We start from the raw sequence: 20,490 nt of genomic DNA on the forward strand, positions 1-20,490 counted from the left end.
CATGGCGGACGCCGTGAGCTTCTCCTTCTCCGACACCATCGCGGGCTATGTCGGCCGCTTCGACTCCGAGTCCCGCCTGCTGCGGCTGAAGACCTCGGACGGCCGCGAGTTCGACGTCTCCCTCGCCGGGGACCCGAGTGCCGAGCTGGTCCGCAACCTGGACGAGCCGTACATCGACGCCTCCGGGCACATCGACGAGATGCTCTCGCCGGGCCGGTTCCTCTTCGTCTACGGCGTCCACTACCCGGAGCACGGGGGCCGCTTCGAGGCGAAGCGCCTGGTGTTCCTGGGCCGCGGCGCAGAGGACTACCGGTTCGAGGAGGCCAGCTGGTGGGTCAAGCAGATCGAGTCGCTGGCCGACTTCTACATCCGGGCGCAGTTCGGTGACGGACCGGTGGACTTCACCGAGTACCGCACCGAGATCCGGCTCGGCGGCGACAAGACCGCCAGCCACGTCCAGGAGACCGACACGATCTCCCGCCTGGTCTACGGCATGGCCTCGGCCTACCTGCTGACCGGCAAGGACGAGTACCTGGAGGTCGCCGAGCGCGGCACCGAGTACCTGCGCAAGCACATGCGCGTCGTGGACAGCGAGGAGGACGTGGTCTTCTGGTACCACGGCATCAGCGTCGACGGGGACAGCGAGCGCAAGCTGTTCACCTCGGAGTTCTCCGACGACTACGACGCGATCCCGATGTACGAGCAGATCTACGCGCTGGCCGGCCCGATCCAGACGTACCGCGTCACCGGTGACATCCGGATCAAGAACGACGCGGACGCCACCATCCGGCTGTTCGACAAGTTCTTCAAGGACCCCGAGCAGGGCGGCTACTACTCGCACATCGACCCGATCCTGTTCAGCGCGGACCACGAGTCCCTCGGCGAGAACGCCGAGCGCAAGAACTGGAACTCGGTCGGCGACCACGCGCCCGCGTACCTGATCAACCTGTACCTGGCGACCGGCGACCAGAGGTACGCCGACTTCCTCGAGTACACCTTCGACACCATCGCGGACAAGTTCCCGGACTACAAGAACAGCCCGTTCGTCCAGGAGCGCTTCTTCCGCGACTGGTCGCACGACACCGCGCACAGCTGGCAGCAGAACCGCGCGGTCGTCGGGCACAACCTGAAGATCGCCTGGAACCTGATGCGGATGAACTCGCTGAAGGCCAAGCCGGCGTACGAGGAGCTCGCCAAGAAGATCGGCGAGATCATGCCGGCCGTCGGCAGCGACGTCCAGCGCGGCGGCTGGTACGACGTCGTGGAGCGTGTGAAGGACGGGAACCAGGAGGCGTATCGTTTCGCCTGGCACGACCGCAAGGCCTGGTGGCAGCAGGAGCAGGCGATCCTCGCCTACCTCATCCTGAACGGCACGGTCGGTGGCGACGCCTTCCTGCGCGAGGCCCGGCAGGCGGAGGCCTTCTACAACACGTTCTTCCTCGACCACGACGAGGGAGCCGTCTACTTCAACGTGCTCGCCAGCGGTACGCCGTACCTGCTCGGCACGGAGCGGCTCAAGGGCAGCCACTCGATGTCCATGTACCACTCGGCGGAGCTCTGCTACCTGTCCGCCGTCTACAACAACCTGCTCATCAACGGGCGGGAAATGGACTTCCACTTCAAGCCCGACCCGACCAACCTGCCCGACCGCGTGCTGCGCGTCTCGCCCGACCTGCTGCCCGCGGGCTCGGTGCAGATCGCTTCCGTCGAGATCGACGAGAAGCCGTACCGGGACTTCGACGCCGACGGTCTCACCGTCCGGCTGCCCGACGTCCAGGGGCGGGTCAAGGTCAAGGTCCGGCTGCGCCCGGTGACTTCATAGCGCTCAACGGGGGGCGCCCCGACTAGAGGGGAAAGCAATGTCTCTGAACGTCAAGGAACGCCGCAACAAGGGCGGTACCGTCCTCGTCGCCACCGGCGAGATCAACAGTGAGACCTCCGGCCAGCTGCTGCAGTCCCTGCTGCCGCTGGTCCGCGAGGGCCGGCCGCTGCGCATCGACCTCACGGCCGTCACGTACGTGTCCAGCGCGGGCCTGCGCACCCTGCTCGTCGTCTACCGCGAGGCCCAGCACGCCGGGGTCGCGGTCACCCTGTACGGGGTGAGCGAGGAAGTCCGGTTCGTCATGTCGGCCACCGGCTTCCTCGACTTCTTCGAGACCGGCGAAGCAGCGGCCGCGGAGTCCAAGTCCACACTGAAGAGTGCGGTCGCGCGATGACCGAGGCCCAGTCCGAGCAGGTCCTGCGCGTCGACGCGTACCCGACCCACGAAGTGGGCGGGTACCGCGTCCGCGCGGGCAAGCCGTTCCCGTTCGGGGCCAACGTGGTCCCCGGCGGGGTCAGTTTCTCCGTCTTCTCCGACCAGGCGACCTCCATGACCCTGGTCATCTTCAAGCGCGGAGAGCCCGAGCCGATGGCCGAGCTGGAATTCCCCGAGGAGTTCCGCACCGGCAGCGTCTTCGCCATGACGGTCTTCGGCCTCGACCACGAGAACATCGAGTACGGGTACCGGGCCGACGGCCCCTACGACCCGGTGACCGGCCACCGCTTCGACGCCCGGCAGATCCTCTCCGACCCGTACGCCCGGCTGATCGCCGGCCGCGACGTGTGGGGCGTGGAGCCGGACCGCAGCCGCGGCTACCAGTACCGCTCCCGCGTCTGCCTCCAGGACTTCGACTGGGGCGACGACACGCCGCTGCGGCTGCCCGCCGAGGACCTCGTCGTGTACGAGACCCACGTGCGCGGCTTCACCCGGCACCCCTCCTCGCAGGTCACCGCCCCCGGCACCTTCGCGGGGCTGCGGGAGAAGATCCCGTACCTGAAGGAGCTCGGGATCAACTGCATCGAGCTGCTCCCGGTGTTCGAGTTCGACGAGAGCGACAACATGCGCTCCAACCCGGAGACGGGCGAGCACCTCTTCGACTACTGGGGCTACAACACCGTCTCGTTCTTCGCGCCCAAGGCCGGCTACGCGGCCACCGGACGCTACGGGATGCAGGGCGACGAGTTCCGCACCCTGATCAAGGACCTGCACGCGGCCGGCATCGAGGTCATCCTCGACGTCGTCTTCAACCACACCGCCGAGGGCAACGAGCAGGGCCCGACGATCTCCTTCAAGGGGCTCGACAACGCCACGTACTACATGCTCACGCCCGAGGGGTACTACTTCAACTTCAGCGGCACGGGCAACACGGTCAACTGCAACCACCCCGTGGTGCGCAACTTCGTGCTCGACTGCCTGCGCCACTGGGTCGCCGACTACCACATCGACGGCTTCCGCTTCGACCTCGCGGCCATCCTCGGCCGGGCCCTGGACGGCACTCCGCTGCCCAACCCGCCGCTGCTGGAGCTGCTCGCCTTCGACCCCGTCCTGCGGCACACCAAGCTCATCGCCGAGGCCTGGGACGCGGGCGGCCTCTACGAGGTCGGCAACTTCCCGGCGTACGGCCGCTGGGCGGAGTGGAACGGGAAGTACCGCGACACGGTGCGCAGCTTCCTCAAGGGCGACCCCGGGGTGACCGGTGAGCTCGCCACCCGGATCGCCGGCTCGCCCGACCTGTACTCCAGCCGCGGCACCTCCGCCTCGGTCAACTTCCTCACCGCCCACGACGGTTTCACCCTGGCCGACCTCGTCTCGTACAACGACAAGCACAACGAGGCGAACGGCGAGGGCAACAACGACGGCGGCAACGACAACGCCAGCTGGAACTGCGGGGCCGAAGGACCGACGGACGACCCCGAGGTCAACCGGCTGCGGATGCGCCAGATGAAGAACGCCCTGGCCATCCTCATGACCAGCCAGGGCATCCCGATGCTGCTGTCGGGCGACGAGGTCGCCCGCACCCAGCAGGGCAACAACAACACGTACTGCCAGGACAACGAGCTGTCCTGGTTCGACTGGAGCCAGGTCGACGACAACGCCGAACTGCTCCGGTTCACCCGGGAGATGATCGCGTTCCGCGGGCACCACCGCGAACTGCGCTCCACCTCCCACCCCACCGGCCAGGTCCGCGAAAGCCTCGGACTGCCCGACATCAGCTGGCACGGCGAGCGGGCCTGGCAGCCCGACTGGTCGGCGGAGAGCCGGCTGCTGGCGGTGGCCCGCTGCGGCACCGGGGACGACGACGTGGTGTACGTGGCCATGAACTCGCACTGGGAGCCGCACGACCTGGAGCTGCCCGCGCTGCCGCACGGGCGCAGCTGGCACCTGTTCGCGGACACCGGGGCCGAGGCCCCGCACGACATCCGCACCCCGGGCGGCGAGCCCGAGCTGGAGAACGCCGGGAAGTACCTGATCGGTCCGCGCTCGGTCGTGATCCTGGTCGGCCGGACGCCCGATCCCGAGCTCTAGCCGCCCTTGCCCTGACCCAACGCTCCCACCGTACGGCCGAAGGAGACCTCACATGCCGCTTTCCGTGTCCCTGAGCATCGAGGGCGACACCACCGTGATCGAGCTGGCGGGCGAGCTGGACGCCAAGACCGCTCCGGACTTCCACCAGACCATCGAGAAGGCCGCCGGGCACGGCACCGGCACGGTCGAGATCAGGATGGCCGGTGTCGGCTACATGGCCAGTGCCGGTCTGCGGTCCCTGGTCTTCGCCCAGCAGAAGGTGGCGAACCACGTGACCATCAAGGTGGTCGGCGCGATCGAGCCCGTGTCCCGGACCATCCGGACCGCCGGGCTGGACCGCAGCATCGTGCTCTCCGATGAGTGAATCGCATGAGTGACATGGTCGAACTGGCGAGGACGCCCGCCGAACTGGAGGTGCCCGCCACCGTGGGGTCACTGGGCGACATCGCCTCGTTCGTCCTGCGGCTGGCCGCCCGGGCGGCCCTGGACAAGGGCGCCGCGTACCGGATCCGGCTGGCCGTGGACGAGCTGGCCACGAACATCGTGATGCACGGGTACCGGGGCGGCGACGGGCGGATCACCGTCCGCGGCCGCTCCGGTCCCGGCCGGGTGCAGATCTCCCTCGCGGACTCCGCACCCGCCTTCGACCCCGTCGAGGGCTGCCTGCCCCCCGCCCCCGGGACTCCCCCCGAGCGGCGGCGGGTCGGCGGACTCGGCATCCACCTGGCGCTGACCAGCGTGGACGAATTCAGCTACGTACGCAGGGACGGCCGCAACATCAGCACGCTGACTGTGAACGCTGAGGGGACGGACCCATGCCCTCCACGACCGTGATCATCCTCGACGAGTACCCGCCGCCTCCGCTCGAGCTGCTCGACGCGCTGGAGTCGATGGACGCGGAACTCGTCGCCCGCACCCTGGCGGAGCTGCGCACCGGCCCGCTGGAGGGGCTGCCCGCCGCCGACGTGCTGCTCGCCCCGGCCGAGGCCGACGGGGAGTCGGTGCGCCTCGCGGTACGGCGGCTGCGCCGCTGGGGCGGGGCCCCCATCGTGGTCGTCTGGACGGTGACGGAGTTCGCCGCCCTGGAGGAGCACGTCCGGCTCGGCCACGACTACCTCGTACCGCCCTTCCTGCCCGCCCTCGTCGGGGCCCGGCTGCACAGCTGCTCGGAGCGCGCCGGTCTCGGCCGCACCCTGCGCGAAGCCGATGCCCGCGCCGAACTCATGGGCTACGAAAAGGAGTTGGAGATCGGCCGGGAGATCCAGGCCGGCTTCCTGCCCGAATCGCTGCCGGTCCCCGACGGCTGGGAGATCGACGTCCGGTTCCGGCCCGCCCGGCAGGTCGCCGGGGACTTCTACGACGTCTTCGAGATCTCCCGCGGCCGCCGCCTCGCCTTCGTCGTCGCCGACGTCTGCGACAAGGGGGTCGGCGCCGCGCTGTTCATGGCGCTCATCCGCTCTCTGCTGCGGCACACCGCGGAGAACAGCGGACTGCAGCACCTGGTGGCCGCCGGGCGGGCCGGCGGAAGCCGGCGGGTCCCCGTGGTCGGCGCGACACCGCTGCTCAACGCGGTCACCGCCACCAACGGCTACCTGACCCGCAACCACTTGAGACAGGGCTACTTCGCCACCCTGTTCTTCGGTGTGCTCGACCCGCTGACCGGCAGCCTCGTGTACATCAACGGGGGCCACAACGCGCCGCTGCTGCTGCGCGCCGAGGGCGGCGACCCGCTCGCCCTGGAGGTCACGGGGCCGGCCGTCGGGGTGCTGCCGGACTGCGTCTACACCCTCGGCTACGCCCAGCTGAACCCCGGGGACACCCTCTTCGCGTTCACCGACGGAGTGCCCGAGGCCCGCTGCCCGGCCGGCAACTTCCTCGGTGACGAGCGGATGCTGGAGCTGCTCGCCGGACCGCGGGTGAGCGGCAAGGAGGTGGTCGACCGGATGGACACCGCCGTGCGGGAGCACACGGGCACGGCCGAACAGCACGACGACGTCACCATGCTGGCCCTGCACCGGCCACGTGCGGCGCGGGGGCCGCATGCGGACCGGCCTGCGGCGGCCCGTACGGCGGTGGCCTGATGACCCGGACCATCGTGGTGCACTCGCACCGCGGCGGCACCGGGAAGTCCTCGGTACTGGCGAACCTGGCCCTGCTCATCGCGGGCGAGGGGCGCCGGGTGGGGGTGGTCGACACGGACATCCAGTCGCCCACCCTGGACCTGCTCTTCCGACTCGGCCCGGGCCCCTCCCTGGCCGACTACCTGCTCGGGCGCTGCGAGATCGAGGCCACGGCCCAGCAGGCCGGCGTGCCCGGACTGTACGTCGTACCGGCCCGGACCGGGACGGCGGCGCTGCGCGAGCTCATGACGAGCGGATACGACGTGGGGCTGCTGCCGGAGGGCTTCGACCGGCTGGCCGAGCACTACGCGCTCGACGTGCTGCTGCTCGACACCCACGCCGGGCTCAACAACGAGTCGGTGACCGCCATGGCGAGCGCCGACGTACTGATGATCATGGCCCGGGCCGACCGCATCGACCTCTCGGGAGTCGAGGAGACCATCGCCCTGGCCGGGCGGCTGCCCTGCCGGCGGACCTTGGTCATGAGCATGGCCCCCGAGGGCATCGACGGGGAAACGGTCCGCCGGCGTTGCGAGGAGGTGTACGGCGCCCCCCTGGCCGGAATCCTTCCCTATGTGCCGGAAATGGCCGCCCTGTGCGGTGAACGCATATTCGCAGAAGCTCATCCCGACCACCCCCTGGTCGGTGAATTCCGCACCATCATCTCCGCGTTGGACGCACCTCACGAAGTATCGCGCGCCTGACGCTCCCCCCTTACGCCCCCTGCGGGGGGCGTGTTGAATCGGCAGCGATTCCAGAACAAGGAGAGAAGTCATGAAGATTCTCGTCGTCATGACGGCCAAGGCAACGCTCCATCTGTTGGACGGGGAACAGCACCCCTCGGGATTCTGGGCCGAGGAATTCGTCGTTCCCTACACCCTCTTCAAGGCCGCAGGCCACACCGTGGAGGTGGCGACGATCGGGGGCCAGGCCCCCACCGTCGACCCGACCAGCATCGACCCCCAGTTCCTCCAGTGGGTCCGCCCCCAGGGCTCACCGGACGAGGACGCGGCCAACGCCGCCGAGTACGTCAGAGTCATCGAGAACACCCCCCAGCTCAAGAACCCCCTCGCCGTGGAATCCCTCACCGAGAAGGACATCGCCGACTACGACGGCATCTACGTGAGCGGCGGCCACGGCGCGATCGGGGACCTGCCCAAGTCCGACGAGCTCGCCCAGATCCTGCGGTGGGCCGTCGCCGCGGACAAACCGCTCGCCACCGTCTGCCACGGCCACACCTCGCTGCTCGCCCTGCGCGACGGCGAGGGCCACTGGCCGTTCGAGGGCTACCGGATGACGGCCTTCTCGCACAGCGAGGAGATGGTCACCAACATGGCCGGCCGGCTCCCGCTGATCCTCGAGGCCGAGCTCACCCGGCTCGGCGCGCGCTACGAGAAGGCCGAGGCGATCTGGGACTCGCACGTGGTCGTGGACCGCAAGCTCACCACCGGCCAGAACCCGTACTCCTCCAAGGCCCTTGCCGAGACGTTCCTGCAGCAGCTCGCCAAGGGATAGAAAGCCCCCGCATCCGACACCGGAAGGCAGCCATGACCAAGCGCGCGCTCAGCGACCAGCCCTTGGCCAACCCCGGGAAACTGTTCATCGGCGGCACATGGGTCTCGGCCCAGGACGGCCGTACCGAGCCGGACATCAGTCCCGTGGACGGACAGGAGATCGTACCGGTGGCCCAGGCCACCGCCGCCGACGCGGACGCGGCCGTGGCCGCCGCCCGCCAGGCGTACGAGGAGGGTCCCTGGAGCAGACTGTCCGCCCAGGAACGCGCGCTGCGGCTGAACCGGGTCGGTGAGCTCATCGAGCGCGACCTCGAGGAGATCGCCCTGCTGGAGACGGTGGACATGGGCAAGCCGTTCGCCTTCTCCAGCACGGTCGACGCCCCCATGGCCGCCCAGCTCATGCACTACTACGCCGGCGCCGTGACCCGCGTCGACGGCTCCTCGCGGGCCCCGGCCGGCGGGCAGCTCGCGTACACCCTGCGCGAACCGCTGGGCGTGGTCTGCGCGATCACCCCGTTCAACTTCCCGCTGCTGCTGTCGATGACGAAGATCGCCCCGGCGCTGGCGGCGGGCAACACGGTCGTCCACAAGCCCTCCCCGGCCACCCCGCTCACCGCGCTGAAGATCGCCGAGCTCTTCCAGGAGGCGGAGATCCCGGACGGCGTGCTGAACGTCATCACCGGTCCCGGCGTGGAACTGGGTGAGACCCTCACCGGCCACCCCGACATCGACAAGATCGCCTTCACCGGCTCCACCTCGGTCGGCCAGACGATCATCCGCAAGGCGGCGGGCACCCTGAAGAAGGTGACGATGGAGCTCGGCGGCAAGTCCGCCAACATCGTCTTCGCCGACGCCGACCTGGACGCCGCCGAGGAGCTGGCCTTCTTCGGCATCTACTACAACAAGGGCGAGATCTGCACCGCCGGCTCCCGGCTGCTGCTCCAGCGCCCCATCCACGACGAGCTGGTCGAGCGCCTGGTCCGGCGCGCCGCCGCCCTCAAGCCCGGCGACCCGCGCGACCCGGAGACCCTGTTCGGGCCGCTGGCACACCGCGGCCAGTTCGACAAGGTCAGCTCGTACATCGAGATCGGCGAGAAGGAAGGCGCCGTGCTGCGCACCGGCGGCTCCGGCTGGACCCCCGACGGGGCTTCCAGCCAGGGCCTGTACTTCCTGCCGACCATCTTCACCGGCGTCGACAACAGCATGCGGATCGCCCAGGAGGAGATCTTCGGGCCGGTCCTGTCGATCATCCCCTTCGACACCGAGGACGACGCGATCCGGATCGCGAACGACAGCGCGTACGGCCTCGCCGCCGGCGTCCACACCAAGGACCTGCGGCGCGCCCACCGGGTGGCCTCGCAGATCAAGGCCGGCACGGTCTGGGTGAATTGCTACAACCAGTACGACCCCTCGGTGCCGTACGGCGGCTACAAGGCCTCCGGATACGGACGCGAATGCGGACCGGAATCCCTCGAGAGCTACACCCAGACCAAGTCGGTCTGGATCGGCATGGACTGACCGACTGACTGACGTACCGACCGACTGACTCGCGATCGATCGACCGACCGAGTAGGAGCGGCAATGCGCACAGGCATCATCGGCACCGGGCGGATCGGTTCCACCCTCGCGCGGATCCTGGTGGCCGCCGGGCACGAGGTCTTATTGGCCAATGCCCGCGGCCCCAAGTCCATCGGCCCGTTACTGGCCGAACTGGGCCCGGCGGCCTCGGCGGCGCACCCCGCCGAGGTCGCCGACCGGGCCGAACTGCTGGTGCTGATGGTGCCGTACGCGAGCATCCAGGGGCTCTTTCCGACCGCGGCCGTGCAGGACAAGGTGCTGGTGGACGCCACCAACGCGTTCGGCGGCGCGGGCGCACCCGCGGATCTGGGCGACCGCAGTTCCAGCGAACTGGTCGCCGAGTGGTATCCCGGCGCCCGCGTCGTGAAATCCCTGAACACCATGCATTTCGAGACTCTCGCCGTCGCTGGGGGCACCTCCCGGGCGAAGCCCAGGGGGAGCACCGCGGGGGGCGAACGCCTGGCCCATTTCACGGCGGGCGACGACGAGAAGGCAAAGGAAATCGTCGCGGGAGTCATCACGGATCTGGGATTCGCCCCCGTCGACACCGGCTCGCTGCACTCCGGAGGAATTCTCCAGCAGCCCGGCGGGCCCCTTTTCAACCGGCCGCTCACGGAAGCGCAGGCGCTGGCATGGATATCTCACTGAACGTGAACGGAAGACCCGAGCAGTTCTCGGCCGAGCCGAACGAGCTGCTGGTGGAGCGGCTGCGCGACGGCCTCGGGCTGACCGGCACCAAGGTCGGCTGCGACACCGGCCAGTGCGGTACCTGCGTCGTCCGGCTCGACGGCCGGTCCGTCAAGAGCTGCCTGATCCTCACCGCGTCGGCGGCCGGCTCCCGGGTGACCACCATCGAGGGCGTCACCGAGCGGGGCGGCGAACTCACCGGCCTCCAGGAGGCCCTGCGCCAGGAGCACGGCACCCAGTGCGGGTTCTGCACCCCCGGCATGGTGATGGCCCTCGGCGAGCTCGTCGAGAACACCGCCGACCGCGAGGCGCCCACCGAGCCCGAGATCCGCGAGTGGCTCACGGGCAACCTGTGCCGCTGCACCGGCTACCACAGCGTCGTACGGGGCGTGCAGCGCGCCTGTTCCGCCGCCCGGGCCGAGATCCCCGAGGAGATCAGCGAGGGCGCCGCCGTCACTGCCTCCGCCGCGTCCGCCGCGTCCGCCTCGGCCTCCGCGTCCGGCAAGGAGGTGTGAGGGAGATGACCGCAGTGACGGGGGAGGTTCCCCTCCAGGGATCGGGCCTGCTCGGACAGCCGCTGGACGCCCGCGAGGATCCGCAGCTGCTGCGCGGCGAGGCCAAGTACGTGGCCGACATCGACCTGCCGGGCACCGCCCACATGGCGATCCTCGGCAGCCCGGTGGCCCACGCGAAGATCCTCTCCATCGAGACCAAGGCCGCCGAGCAGATGCCCGGTGTGCTCAAGGTGGCCACCGCCGCCGACTTCACCGACGTCATGCCGCTGCCCTGCATCTGGATCCCCGGCGGCGTCGAGAGCCACTTCCCGCCCCACCCCTACGGACTTCCCGGCGCCCGCCCGGTCCTGACCGGCGACGCCGTCCGGCACGTCGGCGACCCGATCGCCGTGGTCGTCGCCGAGACCCCGCGCCAGGCCGCCGCCGCGCTGGCCGCCATCGCCGTCGAGTACGAACCGCTGCCCGTGGTCACCCGGGCCGACGACGCACTCGCCGAGGGCGCGCCCCAGCTGCACGAGGCCGTACCGGGCAACCTGAACGCGTACTGGACCTGCGGCGACAAGGACCGCACCGAAGCGGCCCTCGCCGAAGCCGAGGTCACCGTCGAGCTCGACCTGGTCAACCAGCGCACCATCAACAGCCCCATCGAGCCGCGCGGCGCCGTCGGCGACTACAACGCAGCCACCGACGAGTACACGCTCTACGCCTCCACCCAGGGCCCGCACAACCACCGCTTCCTGCTCGCCGCGCTGGTCCTCGGCATCCCGTTCAACAAGCTCCGGGTGATCGCCCCGACCGTCGGCGGCAGCTTCGGCACCAAGGGCTACCTCTACCCCGACATGGCGCTGGTCCTGCTGCTCTCCAAGGCGCTCCGCCGGCCCGTGAAGTGGGTGGACACCCGCACCGGCCTGATGAACTCCACCGTCCAGGGCCGCGACCACCGCCAGCACGTGGTGCTCGCCGGCACCCGCGACGGCCGGATGACCGGCCTGTGGGCCACCAGCTACGCCAACCTCGGCGCGTACCCCTCCACCATCGGCCCCGGTGTCGCCACCGCCCTGATGGGCCGCTCCATCAGCGGCATGTACGACATCCCCGCCGCCTTCTGCGAGGTTTACGCAGCCTTCACCAACACCGTCTCGCTCGGCGCCCAGCGCGGCAGCGGGCGCGCCGAGGCCGCCTTCTTGATGGAGCGGCTCGTCGACCGGTACGCCTCCGAGATCGGCATGGACCCGGCGGCCGTCCGGCGCATGAACCTGGTGCCGAAGGAGAAGTTCCCGTACGACAACGGCCTCGGCTGGACGTACGACTCCGGGGACTACCAGCTGAACTTCGACAAGGCGATGGAGCTGTCGGGCTACGCCGACATGCCCGCCCGCAAGGCCGAGGCCCGCACCCGCGGCAAGCGGCTCGGCGTGGGCCTGGCCACCTACGTGGCCATCTGCGGCGTCGGCCCCTCCACCCGGATGTCCAAGGAGGGCATGCTCGGCGGCACCTGGGAGAGCGCGAACATCCGCGTCCACCCGACCGGCGAGGTCACCGTCACCGTCGGCTCCGCCTCCACCGGCCAGAGCCACCACACGGTCTTCGCGCAGGTGGCCGCCGACGAGCTCGGCATCGACCCGGCCCTGGTCCAGGTGTACGAGGGGGACACCCTCAAGGCCCCGTACGGGCAGGGCACGTACGGCTCGCGCTCCTACAGCATGGCCGCGCCCGCCGTCGCCCTCACCGCCCGGAAGATCAAGGCCAAGCTGGTCAAGGCCGGGGCCGTGTTCCTCGGAGTCCCCGAGGAGAAGGTCGTCTACGCGGGCGGCAAGGTCTACGAAGAGGGCAACGAGGAGAACACCAAGACGTTCGCCGAGCTGGCGATGGCCATGTGGTACGGCTGGGGGCTGCCCCACGAGATCGAACCCGCCATCGACGAGACCACCCACTTCGACCCGCCGGACTTCAACTACCCCTTCGGCACGCACGTCGCCGTCGTCGAGGTCGACGAACTCACCGGCGAGACCGAGGTGGTGGCGTACACCGCCGTCGACGACGCCGGCAACATCGGCAACCCGAAGATCGTCCTCGGGCAGATCGAGGGCAGCATCACGCACGGCCTCGGCCAGGCGCTGATGGAGGCCGCCGTCTACGACGAACAGGGCCTGCTCGTCAGCTCCGACCTGACCAAGTACGCCCTGCCGCGCGCCGCGGACGTGCCGTTCTTCACCCTCGACAAGACCACCACGCCCAGCCCGCACAACCCGCTGGGCGCCAAGGGCGCCGGCGAGATCGCCACCGTGCCGCCCGCCGCGGCCGTCGTCAACGCGGTCGTCGACGCCCTGTCCGACCTGGGCGTGCAGCACATCGACATGCCGCTCACCCCCGAGAAGGTCTGGCGCCGCCTGCGAGGAGAAGCCGAGTGATCCTCACCGAGTTCGACTACGTACGGCCCGTCGGCCTCGCCGAGGCGCTGACCCTGCTCTCCGGCACCCCGGGCGCCCGGGTGCTGGCCGGCGGCCAGAGCCTGCTGCCCGGGCTGCGCACCGGTGAGGACACCGCCCGGCTCCTCGTCGACGTACGCCACCTCGAGGAGCTCCGCGGCATCGAGCGGACCGCCGACGGGATCCGGATCGGCGCGCTCACCACGCTCGCGCAGCTCGCCGCCCACCCGGGCGTCCTCGCCGAGGCCCCGGAGGTGGCCGCCGCCGCCCGGGCCAACGGGGACCCCCAGGTCCGCAACCTCGGCACCGCCGGCGGGAACCTCGCCGCCGGCGGGCGCGCCACCGACCTGCCGGTCGCGGCCATCGCCGCCGACGCCCGGGTCGAACTGGCCGGACCCGGCGGGCGGTCGAGCGTGGGCGCCGAGGAGTTCACCGTCTCCGGGGTGCCCGCCGGGGCCGTGGTCACCGCACTGCTGGTGCCCGCCGCCGGGCGGGCCGCCGCCTTCGAGAAGACCGCCGACCGGGCCACCCGCTACCCGGTCTGCGCCGCCGCCGTACGGATCACCCCCGACGGGCCGCGCATCGCGGTCACCGGGGCCACCGCCCGCCCGCTGCGGCTGCACGGGGTCGAGGACCGGCTGCGCGGGGGCCCGTACACGACGGAGGCCGTGCTCGCGGCCTTCCGCGCCGAGCCCAGGGAGCTGTTCGTCCCCGGGCGCGGTACCTCGGCCGAATACCTCGGCCACCTCGCGGGGGTGCTCACCGCCCGCGCGCTGCAGAGGGCAGACCAGGCCCTCGCCTGACCGCCCACCACGGGGGAGTTGACGCAGTGGCCGAATTGTCCAGGACGACCACGGGGGTTCCGGCACCACCGGCCGCCCAGGCGGCCGCCGCGGCACCCAGAGGCTCCGGCTTCTGGGTGGTCGGGGCGGTCCTCGTCCTGCTGATGCTCTCCTCGTCCGTACCCTCCGCCCTCTACGTGCTCTACCAGGAGAGATGGGGCCTGTCCTCCGGCATGATCACGGTGGTCTTCGCGCTGTACGCGGTCACCGTGCTGATCGGGCTCCTGCTGTTCGGATCCCTCTCGGACACCCTGGGCCGGCGCCCCGTCCTCGGCGTCGGCCTGGTCCTGGCGATCGTCTCCATGGGGCTGTTCGCCGGGGCCCAGGGGCTCGGGCTGCTGCTGGCCGCCCGCGCCGTGCAGGGGCTCGCGGTGGGCCTGGCCACCGGGGCGATGGGCGCAGCCCTGCTCGAACTCACCCCCCGCTCGCGGCCGGCGCTCGGCGCCCAGGTCAACAGCGCGGGGCCGACGGTGGGGATCGGGCTCGGCGGGATCGGGGCCGGGCTGCTCGTCCAGTACGCGCCCGCCCCGACCGTGCTCAGCTACCTGCTGCTGGTCGCCGCCTTCGCGGTGACGTTGGTGGGGGTGTTCAGGATGCGTGAGAGCGCTCCCGAGGCCCGCTCCGGCGGCCTCATGCGGATCAGCGCACGCCGGATCCATGTCCCGGCCGCCGTACGGGGCCGGTTCGCGATCCTCGTCCTGACCATCGTCGCCGTCTGGTCGGTCGGCGGCTTCTACCTCTCCCTCGGGCCGCACCTGGCCCTGTCCTTGCTCCACAGCACGAACTACCTGGTCGGCGGGGCCACCGTGGCCCTGCTCGCGGGCGCCGCCACCGCGGCCCAGCTGCTGCTGGGCCGTACCGAGGCCCTGCGCACCGCCGTCCTGGGCCTGTGCGGGCTGCTGGCCGGGCTCGGCCTCGTCCTGCTTGCGCTGGGCCTCGGCTCGGCGCCCGTGTTCCTCGTGGCCACGGCGGTCCTCGGCAGCGGCTGGGGCGCGGCGTTCCTCGGCTCCTTCCGGGCGCTCAGCGCGCTGGCCGAACCGGCGCACCGCGGGGAACTGACCGCCGCCGTCTACGTCTTCGCGTACCTCGCGATGAGCGTGCCGGCGGTGCTCGCCGGAATGCTCACCAACATCCACGGACTGCACCGCACCTCGGTCGGCTTCATGGCCGCCGTCGCCGGGGTGTGCGCGCTGGCCCTGTTCGTCACGCTGCGGCTCGCCGCCCGCACCCGGGCCGAAGGGAGCACCACATGAAGGCTGCCGACATGAGCGCCGCCGAGCTGCGGTCCGCCCTGTTCGGGCTGGAGATCTTCGCAGGGCTCACCGAGGACCAGCTGGACTGGCTGGCCTCCGTTTCCGAACCCCGGGTGCTCGCCGACGGGGAGGTCCTCTTCCGGGACGGCGAGGAGGCCACCGGCTTCCACGTCCTGCTCGCGGGCGGGCTGGTCGTCACCAAGGTCGTCGACGGCCGGGAGGAGGTGCTCACCCGGCACTCCACCGAGGAGGAGAGCGCCGCCGCCGAGGAGCACGACGGAAAGCCCTCCGCCGCGCACCGCTTCACCGGCGAGCTGCCGCTGCTGACGGACGGCGCGTACGTGGCCACCGCCGCAGCGAGCGGGCCGGCGACCACCGTCGTCGCGTACCCGAAGCCGGTGTTCTTCGAGATGCTGACCCGCTGCCACGGGGTGGCGGCCGTGCTGATCCCGGTGCTGGCCTGGCGGATCAAGTCCTCCGAGGTGCAGGCCCGCAAGCGGGCCACCGTCGAGGCGCTCGGCACCCTGGCCGCCGGCCTCGCGCACGAGCTGAACAACCCGGCGGCCGCCGTGGCCCGGGCCGCCCAGGAGCTGGCACCGGCCCTGGACGGGCTCACCCGGACCGCCCAGGCCTGGGGCGCCGCCGCGACGGGCGCGGAGCGTGCCGTACTCGACCGGCTGGCCGAGGAGCTCGACAAGCTGCCGCCGCCGGTCACCACCGATCCGCTCGCCCAGGCCGACGCCGAGGAGGAGATCGCCGACTGGGCCGAGGAGGCGGGCACCGAACGGCCCGGGCTGCTCGGCTCGGGGATCTCGGACCTCGGGCTGGAACTGGGCTGGCTGCTGGAGCGGCTGGAAGGGGTCGGGGAACCGGCCCTGCCCGTGGCCCTGGACCACCTGGCGGCCCTGCTGGAGATCCGCTCGCTCGCCGCGGAACTGCGCGCGGCCGGCCCGAGGATCTCCCAACTGGTCGCCGCCACCCGGGATTACGCCAATCTCGACCGGGCGCCCGAACAGCGTTTCGCGGTGGCCGACGGGATCGAGAACACACTGGTCGTGCTGCGTTCCAAGCTCGCCGGCATCACCATCGTGCGTGCGTACGAGCCGGATCTGCCCGAACTGACGGGCTACCCCAGCGAGTTGAACCAGGTGTGGACCAACCTGGTCGACAACGCGGCCGAGGCCATGGAGGGCGCCGGCACGCTCACCCTGCGGGTCCGCGCCGAGGGCGTCTGCCTCGTCGTGGAGATCGCCGACACCGGCCGCGGCATCCCCGAGGACTCCCTGCCGCGGATCTTCGAACCCTTCTACACGACCAAGGACGTGGGGAAGGGAACGGGCCTCGGACTGCACCTCAGCTACCGCATCGTGACCCAGCGCCACCACGGCTCGATCACCGCCCGCTCGCGTCCCGGCGAGACCCGGATGGTCGTACGGCTGCCGCTCACCGCGTCCGCCGCCTGCGCCGAAACACCTGATGAACCCACCTCCACCCGCTCCACCACCCGTTGAACGAATGGAGTCGACATGGCCAAGTACGACATCTCCAAGCTGCACCCGGTGTTCGTCCGCCAGATGGAGGCGCTGGCCGCCCTGGACATCGAGGCGGTGATGAAGAACTACACCGACGACGCCGTCCTGCTGCGCTTCGAGGGGGTCTCCGTCGGGATCGAGGCCGTGCGCGAGACGTTCACGGGCTACCTCACGGTGAAGCCCACGCTGGTGGAACTCCAGGAGTACATCGAGACCGAGGACACGATCTTCTACCGCGCGATCATGAATCTGAACGGCGAACCGGAGCACGCGTTCGGGACACTTGTGGTCCGCGATGGCCGGATCTGGCGCCAGACCGCCGGTTTCGGCGGCTGACCACCGATATCTGGGTAGCGTGTGCGGGGAGGGCGAAGGCAGCGCCCTCCCCGCACGTGCAGGCCCCGCCGGAGACCGCGGCGAGGGCCTGGCTGGTGAAATGGCAAAGGGGAGGTCATGGAACGCGAAACCGGGCGTGTCGAGGCATTCAGTGACGGGGTATTCGCCATCGTCATCACGATTCTCGTTCTGGAACTAAAGGTTCCGGAGGAAACGGGAACGGACTTCTGGCACGGCGTGTGGGAACAGTGGCCGCACTATGCCGCATACGTGGTGAGTTTCCTCATCATCGGCGTGATGTGGGTGAATCACCACACCATCTTCAGTCACCTCAAGCGGGTGGACCGGCCGCTGTTGTTCCTGAATCTCATGGTGCTGATGGTGGTGTCGGTGATTCCGTACACCACCACCGTGCTGGCCGAGCACCTCGTCGAGGAGGGCGGCTCCGCCAACGCCGCCGCGATCCTCTACAGTTCGGTCACCGTCGTCTACGCGCTGGCATTCCTGGCCTTCTGGTGGTACGTCACCCGCGTCGGCCACCTGTTCCACGAACGGGTGGACAAGGAGGGCGCCCGGGCCACCCGCGTACGCTTCGGCCTCGGCGCCGTGGCGTACCCCTTGACCGTTCTCCTGTCCTTCTTCTCCGCACCGCTCACTCTCGTCGCACACTTCCTGATCGCGCTCTACTATGCGGCGAACCAGATCCCGATCCCCCTCGTGGTAGAGGAAGAGCGGCTCGAATCTGCCAGCGACCTCAGGAAGTAGCCGCCGTGGCCTACGGCCGTTCTGCACGGTCAAGTAGGGTATTGGATCTAGTGGTCGCGGGGGAGGCCCAGATGGCTCGCGTAGTCCTTCCGGAGGATTCCACGAAGGAAATCTCCGAATTGATCGACGTCCTGATCTCTCTTTTCTTCGAATCCTTACCCCGGCGGGACCAGCGAAACTGGGCCCGCGTTTATCTCAACGGCCTGGTGCGGACCAGCGGGAAGAAAACAATCCGTAACATCGCCGGAACAGGGGCCAGTTCCGTCGAGCAGAGCCTCCAGCAGTTCATCAGCAAGTCCCCCTGGGACTGGACCCCGGTACGCCGCTCCCTCGCCCAGTACCTCGAACGCACCGCCCAGCGCCCGCTGGCCTGGGTGGTCCAGCCCATGGTCATAGAGAAGGCCGGCGACCGCTCGGTCGGCGTGGGCCGCCAGTTCGTCCCCCAGCTCGGCCGCACCGCCAACTGCCAGCAGGCCAGCGGCATCTGGCTCGCCTCCAGCGAGGCCAGCTTCCCCGTCGAATGGACCCTCACCCTCCCCGGGCCCTGGACGAGCGAGCTGCTGCGCCGCCGGCGGGCCGGCATCCCCGACACCGCACGCTCGCTCACCCCCGCCCAGGACGCCGTACACGCCGTCCAGCGGATGGCCGCCGGCTGGCAACTCCAGCGCCGGCCCGTGGTGATGGAGGTCGCCAACACCGACATCCCGCAGAGCATCGAGTCCTTCGCCCTGCAGGACATCCCCTTCGTCTTCAAGGTCGACGGCTCGCTGCCCGTCTCCTTCGGCGGCGCCGGCCGGCACAAGCCCGGGCCGCACACCGCGCCCGCCCGCGAACTCATCGACTCCCTGCGCTCCCAGCGGCGCGTCGTCGAATGGACCCGGCACGGCCGCGCCGAAGGGGCAGTGACCCTGCTGACCTCGGCCGCCATCCTCGGGACCCCCGGCGAGGACCGGTCCCTCCCCCTGCCGTCCACCCCGCTGCTGCTCGTCGGCGCCTGGACCGAAGCCGCCCTGCTGCCCTCCGAGTTCTGGATCACCAACATCGGCGACCGGCCGCTGGCCCAGCTCTTCCTCCTCGCCAAACTCACCGACCGGGTATCCCTCGATTTCACCGAGACCTGCGAACCCGTAGGCATCCGTGATTTCGAGGGCCGCTCCTTCCGTGGCTGGCACCACCACGCCACGCTCGCGAGTGTCGCCCATGCGTCGATGCTGCTCGGTGCGCGCGGCAGGATCCCCGACGGCTTCCCCGGGCACGTACGGCCCCCGCTCGGCAGGGTGCCCGGGCCCGTGTCCCGTACCGGAGCACCCGGCCCCGTGGCACGCACCGGCCCACCGCCGGTGCTGCCGCCGCGGCCTCTGATCCCCGGCCAGAGCGCGAGACGCGAGTACATCCGCTGATGCTCGACATCGCCGAGGAACTGCGCGCGTGGTGTGCCGCGCACCGCGAATTCGCCCTGGCCACCGTGGTCGCCGTCAGCGGGAGCGCGCCGCGCGGCCCGGGCGCCTCCCTGGCCGTCGACGCCGGCGGCACCGCGCTCGGCTCCCTCTCCGGGGGCTGCGTGGAATCCGCCGTGCACGAGCTGTGCCTCGACGCCATCGCCTCCGGCGAAGGCGGCGTGCACCGCTTCGGGTACAGCGACGACGACGCCTTCGCCGTCGGCCTGACCTGCGGCGGAGTCCTGGACGTGCTCGTCACCCCGGTGCGCGGGCACGACCCGGTGCGGCCCGTCCTCGGCTCCGTCCTCGAGGCCGCCGCCGCAGGCGCCCGGGCCGCACTGGCCCGGGTGGTCTCCGGCCCGCCGCCACAGCTCGGCCGGGCCCTCGCCGTCCACCCCGACGGATCCTACGAGGGCTGCCTGGGCGGCGAGCCGGCCCTCGACCGGGCCGCCGCCGGGCACATACGGGACCTGCTGCTGGCCGGGCGCACCGGGACCGCTGAGCTCGGCACGGCGGGCGGGCTGTGCGGGCAGCCGCTCACCCTCCTGGTCGAATCCGCCGCCGAACCGCCCCGGCTGATCGTCTACGGGGCCATCGACTTCGCCGCCGCCCTGGCCCGGATCGGGGCCTTCCTCGGGCACCGGGTCACCGTCTGCGACGCCCGGCCCGTCTTCGCGACGCCGGCCCGCTTCCCCGACGCCGACGAGGTGGTCGTGGACTGGCCGCACCGGCACCTGGCCGCCGAATGGGAGGCGGGCCGGCTGGACTCCCGTACGGCGGTCTGCGTCCTCACCCACGACGCCAAGTTCGACGTACCCCTGCTGGCCCTCGCCCTGCGGCTGCCGCTGGGCTACGTGGGAGCCATGGGATCGCGGCGCACCCACGCCGACCGCGAGCAGCGGCTGCGCGAGGAGGGGGTGCCGCAGGCCGCGCTCGCCCGGCTGCGCTCACCCATCGGGCTGGACCTGGGCGGCGCCACCCCCGAGGAGACGGCCCTGTCCATCGCCGCCGAGTTCACGGCCGTCCGGTACGGCGGATCCGTCGCCCCCCTGGCCCGGCGCCGGGGTCCCGTGCACGCGCGCACCCGGATCGCCTACGGGACCAAGGTCCCGTAGGAACAGACCACGGGGCC

General features: G+C 70.7%; 19 protein-coding genes. All 19 read left to right on the forward strand.

What is annotated here, in order from left to right; translation table 11 throughout:
- Position 1: 1 nt before the first annotated feature.
- On the forward strand, positions 2-1,822 hold the full coding sequence (locus tag OG299_RS31520) for an AGE family epimerase/isomerase (RefSeq protein ID WP_327363282.1): 1,821 nt from the start codon (positions 2-4) through the stop codon (positions 1,820-1,822).
- Between the two features lie 37 nt (positions 1,823-1,859).
- Positions 1,860-2,216 (forward strand): STAS domain-containing protein, encoded by a 357-nt coding sequence (locus tag OG299_RS31525; protein WP_266631143.1) that lies wholly within the window; start codon positions 1,860-1,862, stop codon positions 2,214-2,216.
- Positions 2,213-4,348 carry a glycogen debranching protein GlgX gene (gene glgX / locus OG299_RS31530; protein ID WP_266631145.1) on the forward strand — a complete coding sequence of 712 codons (2,136 nt, stop codon included), beginning with the start codon at positions 2,213-2,215 and terminating at the stop codon, positions 4,346-4,348. Before OG299_RS31525 ends, glgX begins: the two co-directional genes overlap by 4 nt.
- Positions 4,349-4,400: 52 nt before the next feature.
- Entirely contained in the window at positions 4,401-4,712 is a 312-nt protein-coding gene (locus tag OG299_RS31535) for an STAS domain-containing protein (RefSeq protein ID WP_030157520.1), read from the forward strand.
- Positions 4,713-4,717: 5 nt separating this feature from the next.
- Positions 4,718-5,182 carry an ATP-binding protein gene (locus OG299_RS31540; protein WP_327363283.1) on the forward strand — a complete coding sequence of 155 codons (465 nt, stop codon included), beginning with the start codon at positions 4,718-4,720 and terminating at the stop codon, positions 5,180-5,182.
- Entirely contained in the window at positions 5,164-6,429 is a 1,266-nt protein-coding gene (locus OG299_RS31545) for a PP2C family protein-serine/threonine phosphatase (protein WP_266631150.1), read from the forward strand. Before OG299_RS31540 ends, OG299_RS31545 begins: the two co-directional genes overlap by 19 nt.
- Positions 6,429-7,172 (forward strand): MinD/ParA family ATP-binding protein, encoded by a 744-nt coding sequence (locus OG299_RS31550; RefSeq protein WP_266631152.1) that lies wholly within the window; start codon positions 6,429-6,431, stop codon positions 7,170-7,172. Before OG299_RS31545 ends, OG299_RS31550 begins: the two co-directional genes overlap by 1 nt.
- A gap of 70 nt (positions 7,173-7,242) precedes the next feature.
- A complete protein-coding gene (locus OG299_RS31555) occupies positions 7,243-7,983 on the forward strand; it encodes a type 1 glutamine amidotransferase domain-containing protein (protein ID WP_266631154.1) in 741 nt (246 codons plus the stop codon).
- A gap of 32 nt (positions 7,984-8,015) precedes the next feature.
- Entirely contained in the window at positions 8,016-9,500 is a 1,485-nt protein-coding gene (locus tag OG299_RS31560; RefSeq protein ID WP_266631156.1) for an aldehyde dehydrogenase family protein, read from the forward strand.
- 63 nt (positions 9,501-9,563) lie between these two features.
- The gene (locus tag OG299_RS31565) at positions 9,564-10,208 is read left to right on the forward strand and encodes an NADPH-dependent F420 reductase (RefSeq protein WP_327363285.1); all 645 of its coding nucleotides are present in this window, start codon (positions 9,564-9,566) and stop codon (positions 10,206-10,208) included.
- 2 nt (positions 10,209-10,210) lie between these two features.
- Complete coding sequence (locus tag OG299_RS31570; protein ID WP_327363286.1) at positions 10,211-10,762, forward strand: (2Fe-2S)-binding protein; 552 nt, start codon at positions 10,211-10,213, stop codon at positions 10,760-10,762.
- Between the two features lie 5 nt (positions 10,763-10,767).
- Positions 10,768-13,173, forward strand: coding sequence for a xanthine dehydrogenase family protein molybdopterin-binding subunit (locus OG299_RS31575; RefSeq protein ID WP_327363288.1), 2,406 nt, complete (start codon positions 10,768-10,770; stop codon positions 13,171-13,173).
- A complete protein-coding gene (locus OG299_RS31580; protein ID WP_327363289.1) occupies positions 13,170-13,994 on the forward strand; it encodes an FAD binding domain-containing protein in 825 nt (274 codons plus the stop codon). Before OG299_RS31575 ends, OG299_RS31580 begins: the two co-directional genes overlap by 4 nt.
- A gap of 26 nt (positions 13,995-14,020) precedes the next feature.
- Positions 14,021-15,286, forward strand: a complete 1,266-nt coding sequence (locus OG299_RS31585) for an MFS transporter (protein ID WP_266631165.1) — start codon at positions 14,021-14,023, stop codon at positions 15,284-15,286.
- Positions 15,283-16,797, forward strand: coding sequence for an ATP-binding protein (locus tag OG299_RS31590; RefSeq protein ID WP_266631167.1), 1,515 nt, complete (start codon positions 15,283-15,285; stop codon positions 16,795-16,797). Before OG299_RS31585 ends, OG299_RS31590 begins: the two co-directional genes overlap by 4 nt.
- Before the next feature lie 15 nt (positions 16,798-16,812).
- Positions 16,813-17,154: a nuclear transport factor 2 family protein gene (locus tag OG299_RS31595; RefSeq protein ID WP_030656331.1), complete on the forward strand. Its 342-nt coding sequence runs from the start codon at positions 16,813-16,815 to the stop codon at positions 17,152-17,154.
- Positions 17,155-17,271: 117 nt separating this feature from the next.
- Positions 17,272-17,919, forward strand: coding sequence for a TMEM175 family protein (locus OG299_RS31600; RefSeq protein ID WP_266631169.1), 648 nt, complete (start codon positions 17,272-17,274; stop codon positions 17,917-17,919).
- Positions 17,920-17,990: 71 nt separating this feature from the next.
- Entirely contained in the window at positions 17,991-19,319 is a 1,329-nt protein-coding gene (locus OG299_RS31605; protein WP_327363291.1) for an IS701 family transposase, read from the forward strand.
- Entirely contained in the window at positions 19,319-20,473 is a 1,155-nt protein-coding gene (locus OG299_RS31610; protein WP_266631171.1) for an XdhC family protein, read from the forward strand. Before OG299_RS31605 ends, OG299_RS31610 begins: the two co-directional genes overlap by 1 nt.
- Positions 20,474-20,490 lie beyond the last annotated feature (17 nt).

Origin of the sequence: Streptomyces sp. NBC_01296 (genome assembly GCF_035984415.1) — a bacterium.
Lineage (GTDB): Bacteria > Actinomycetota > Actinomycetes > Streptomycetales > Streptomycetaceae > Streptomyces.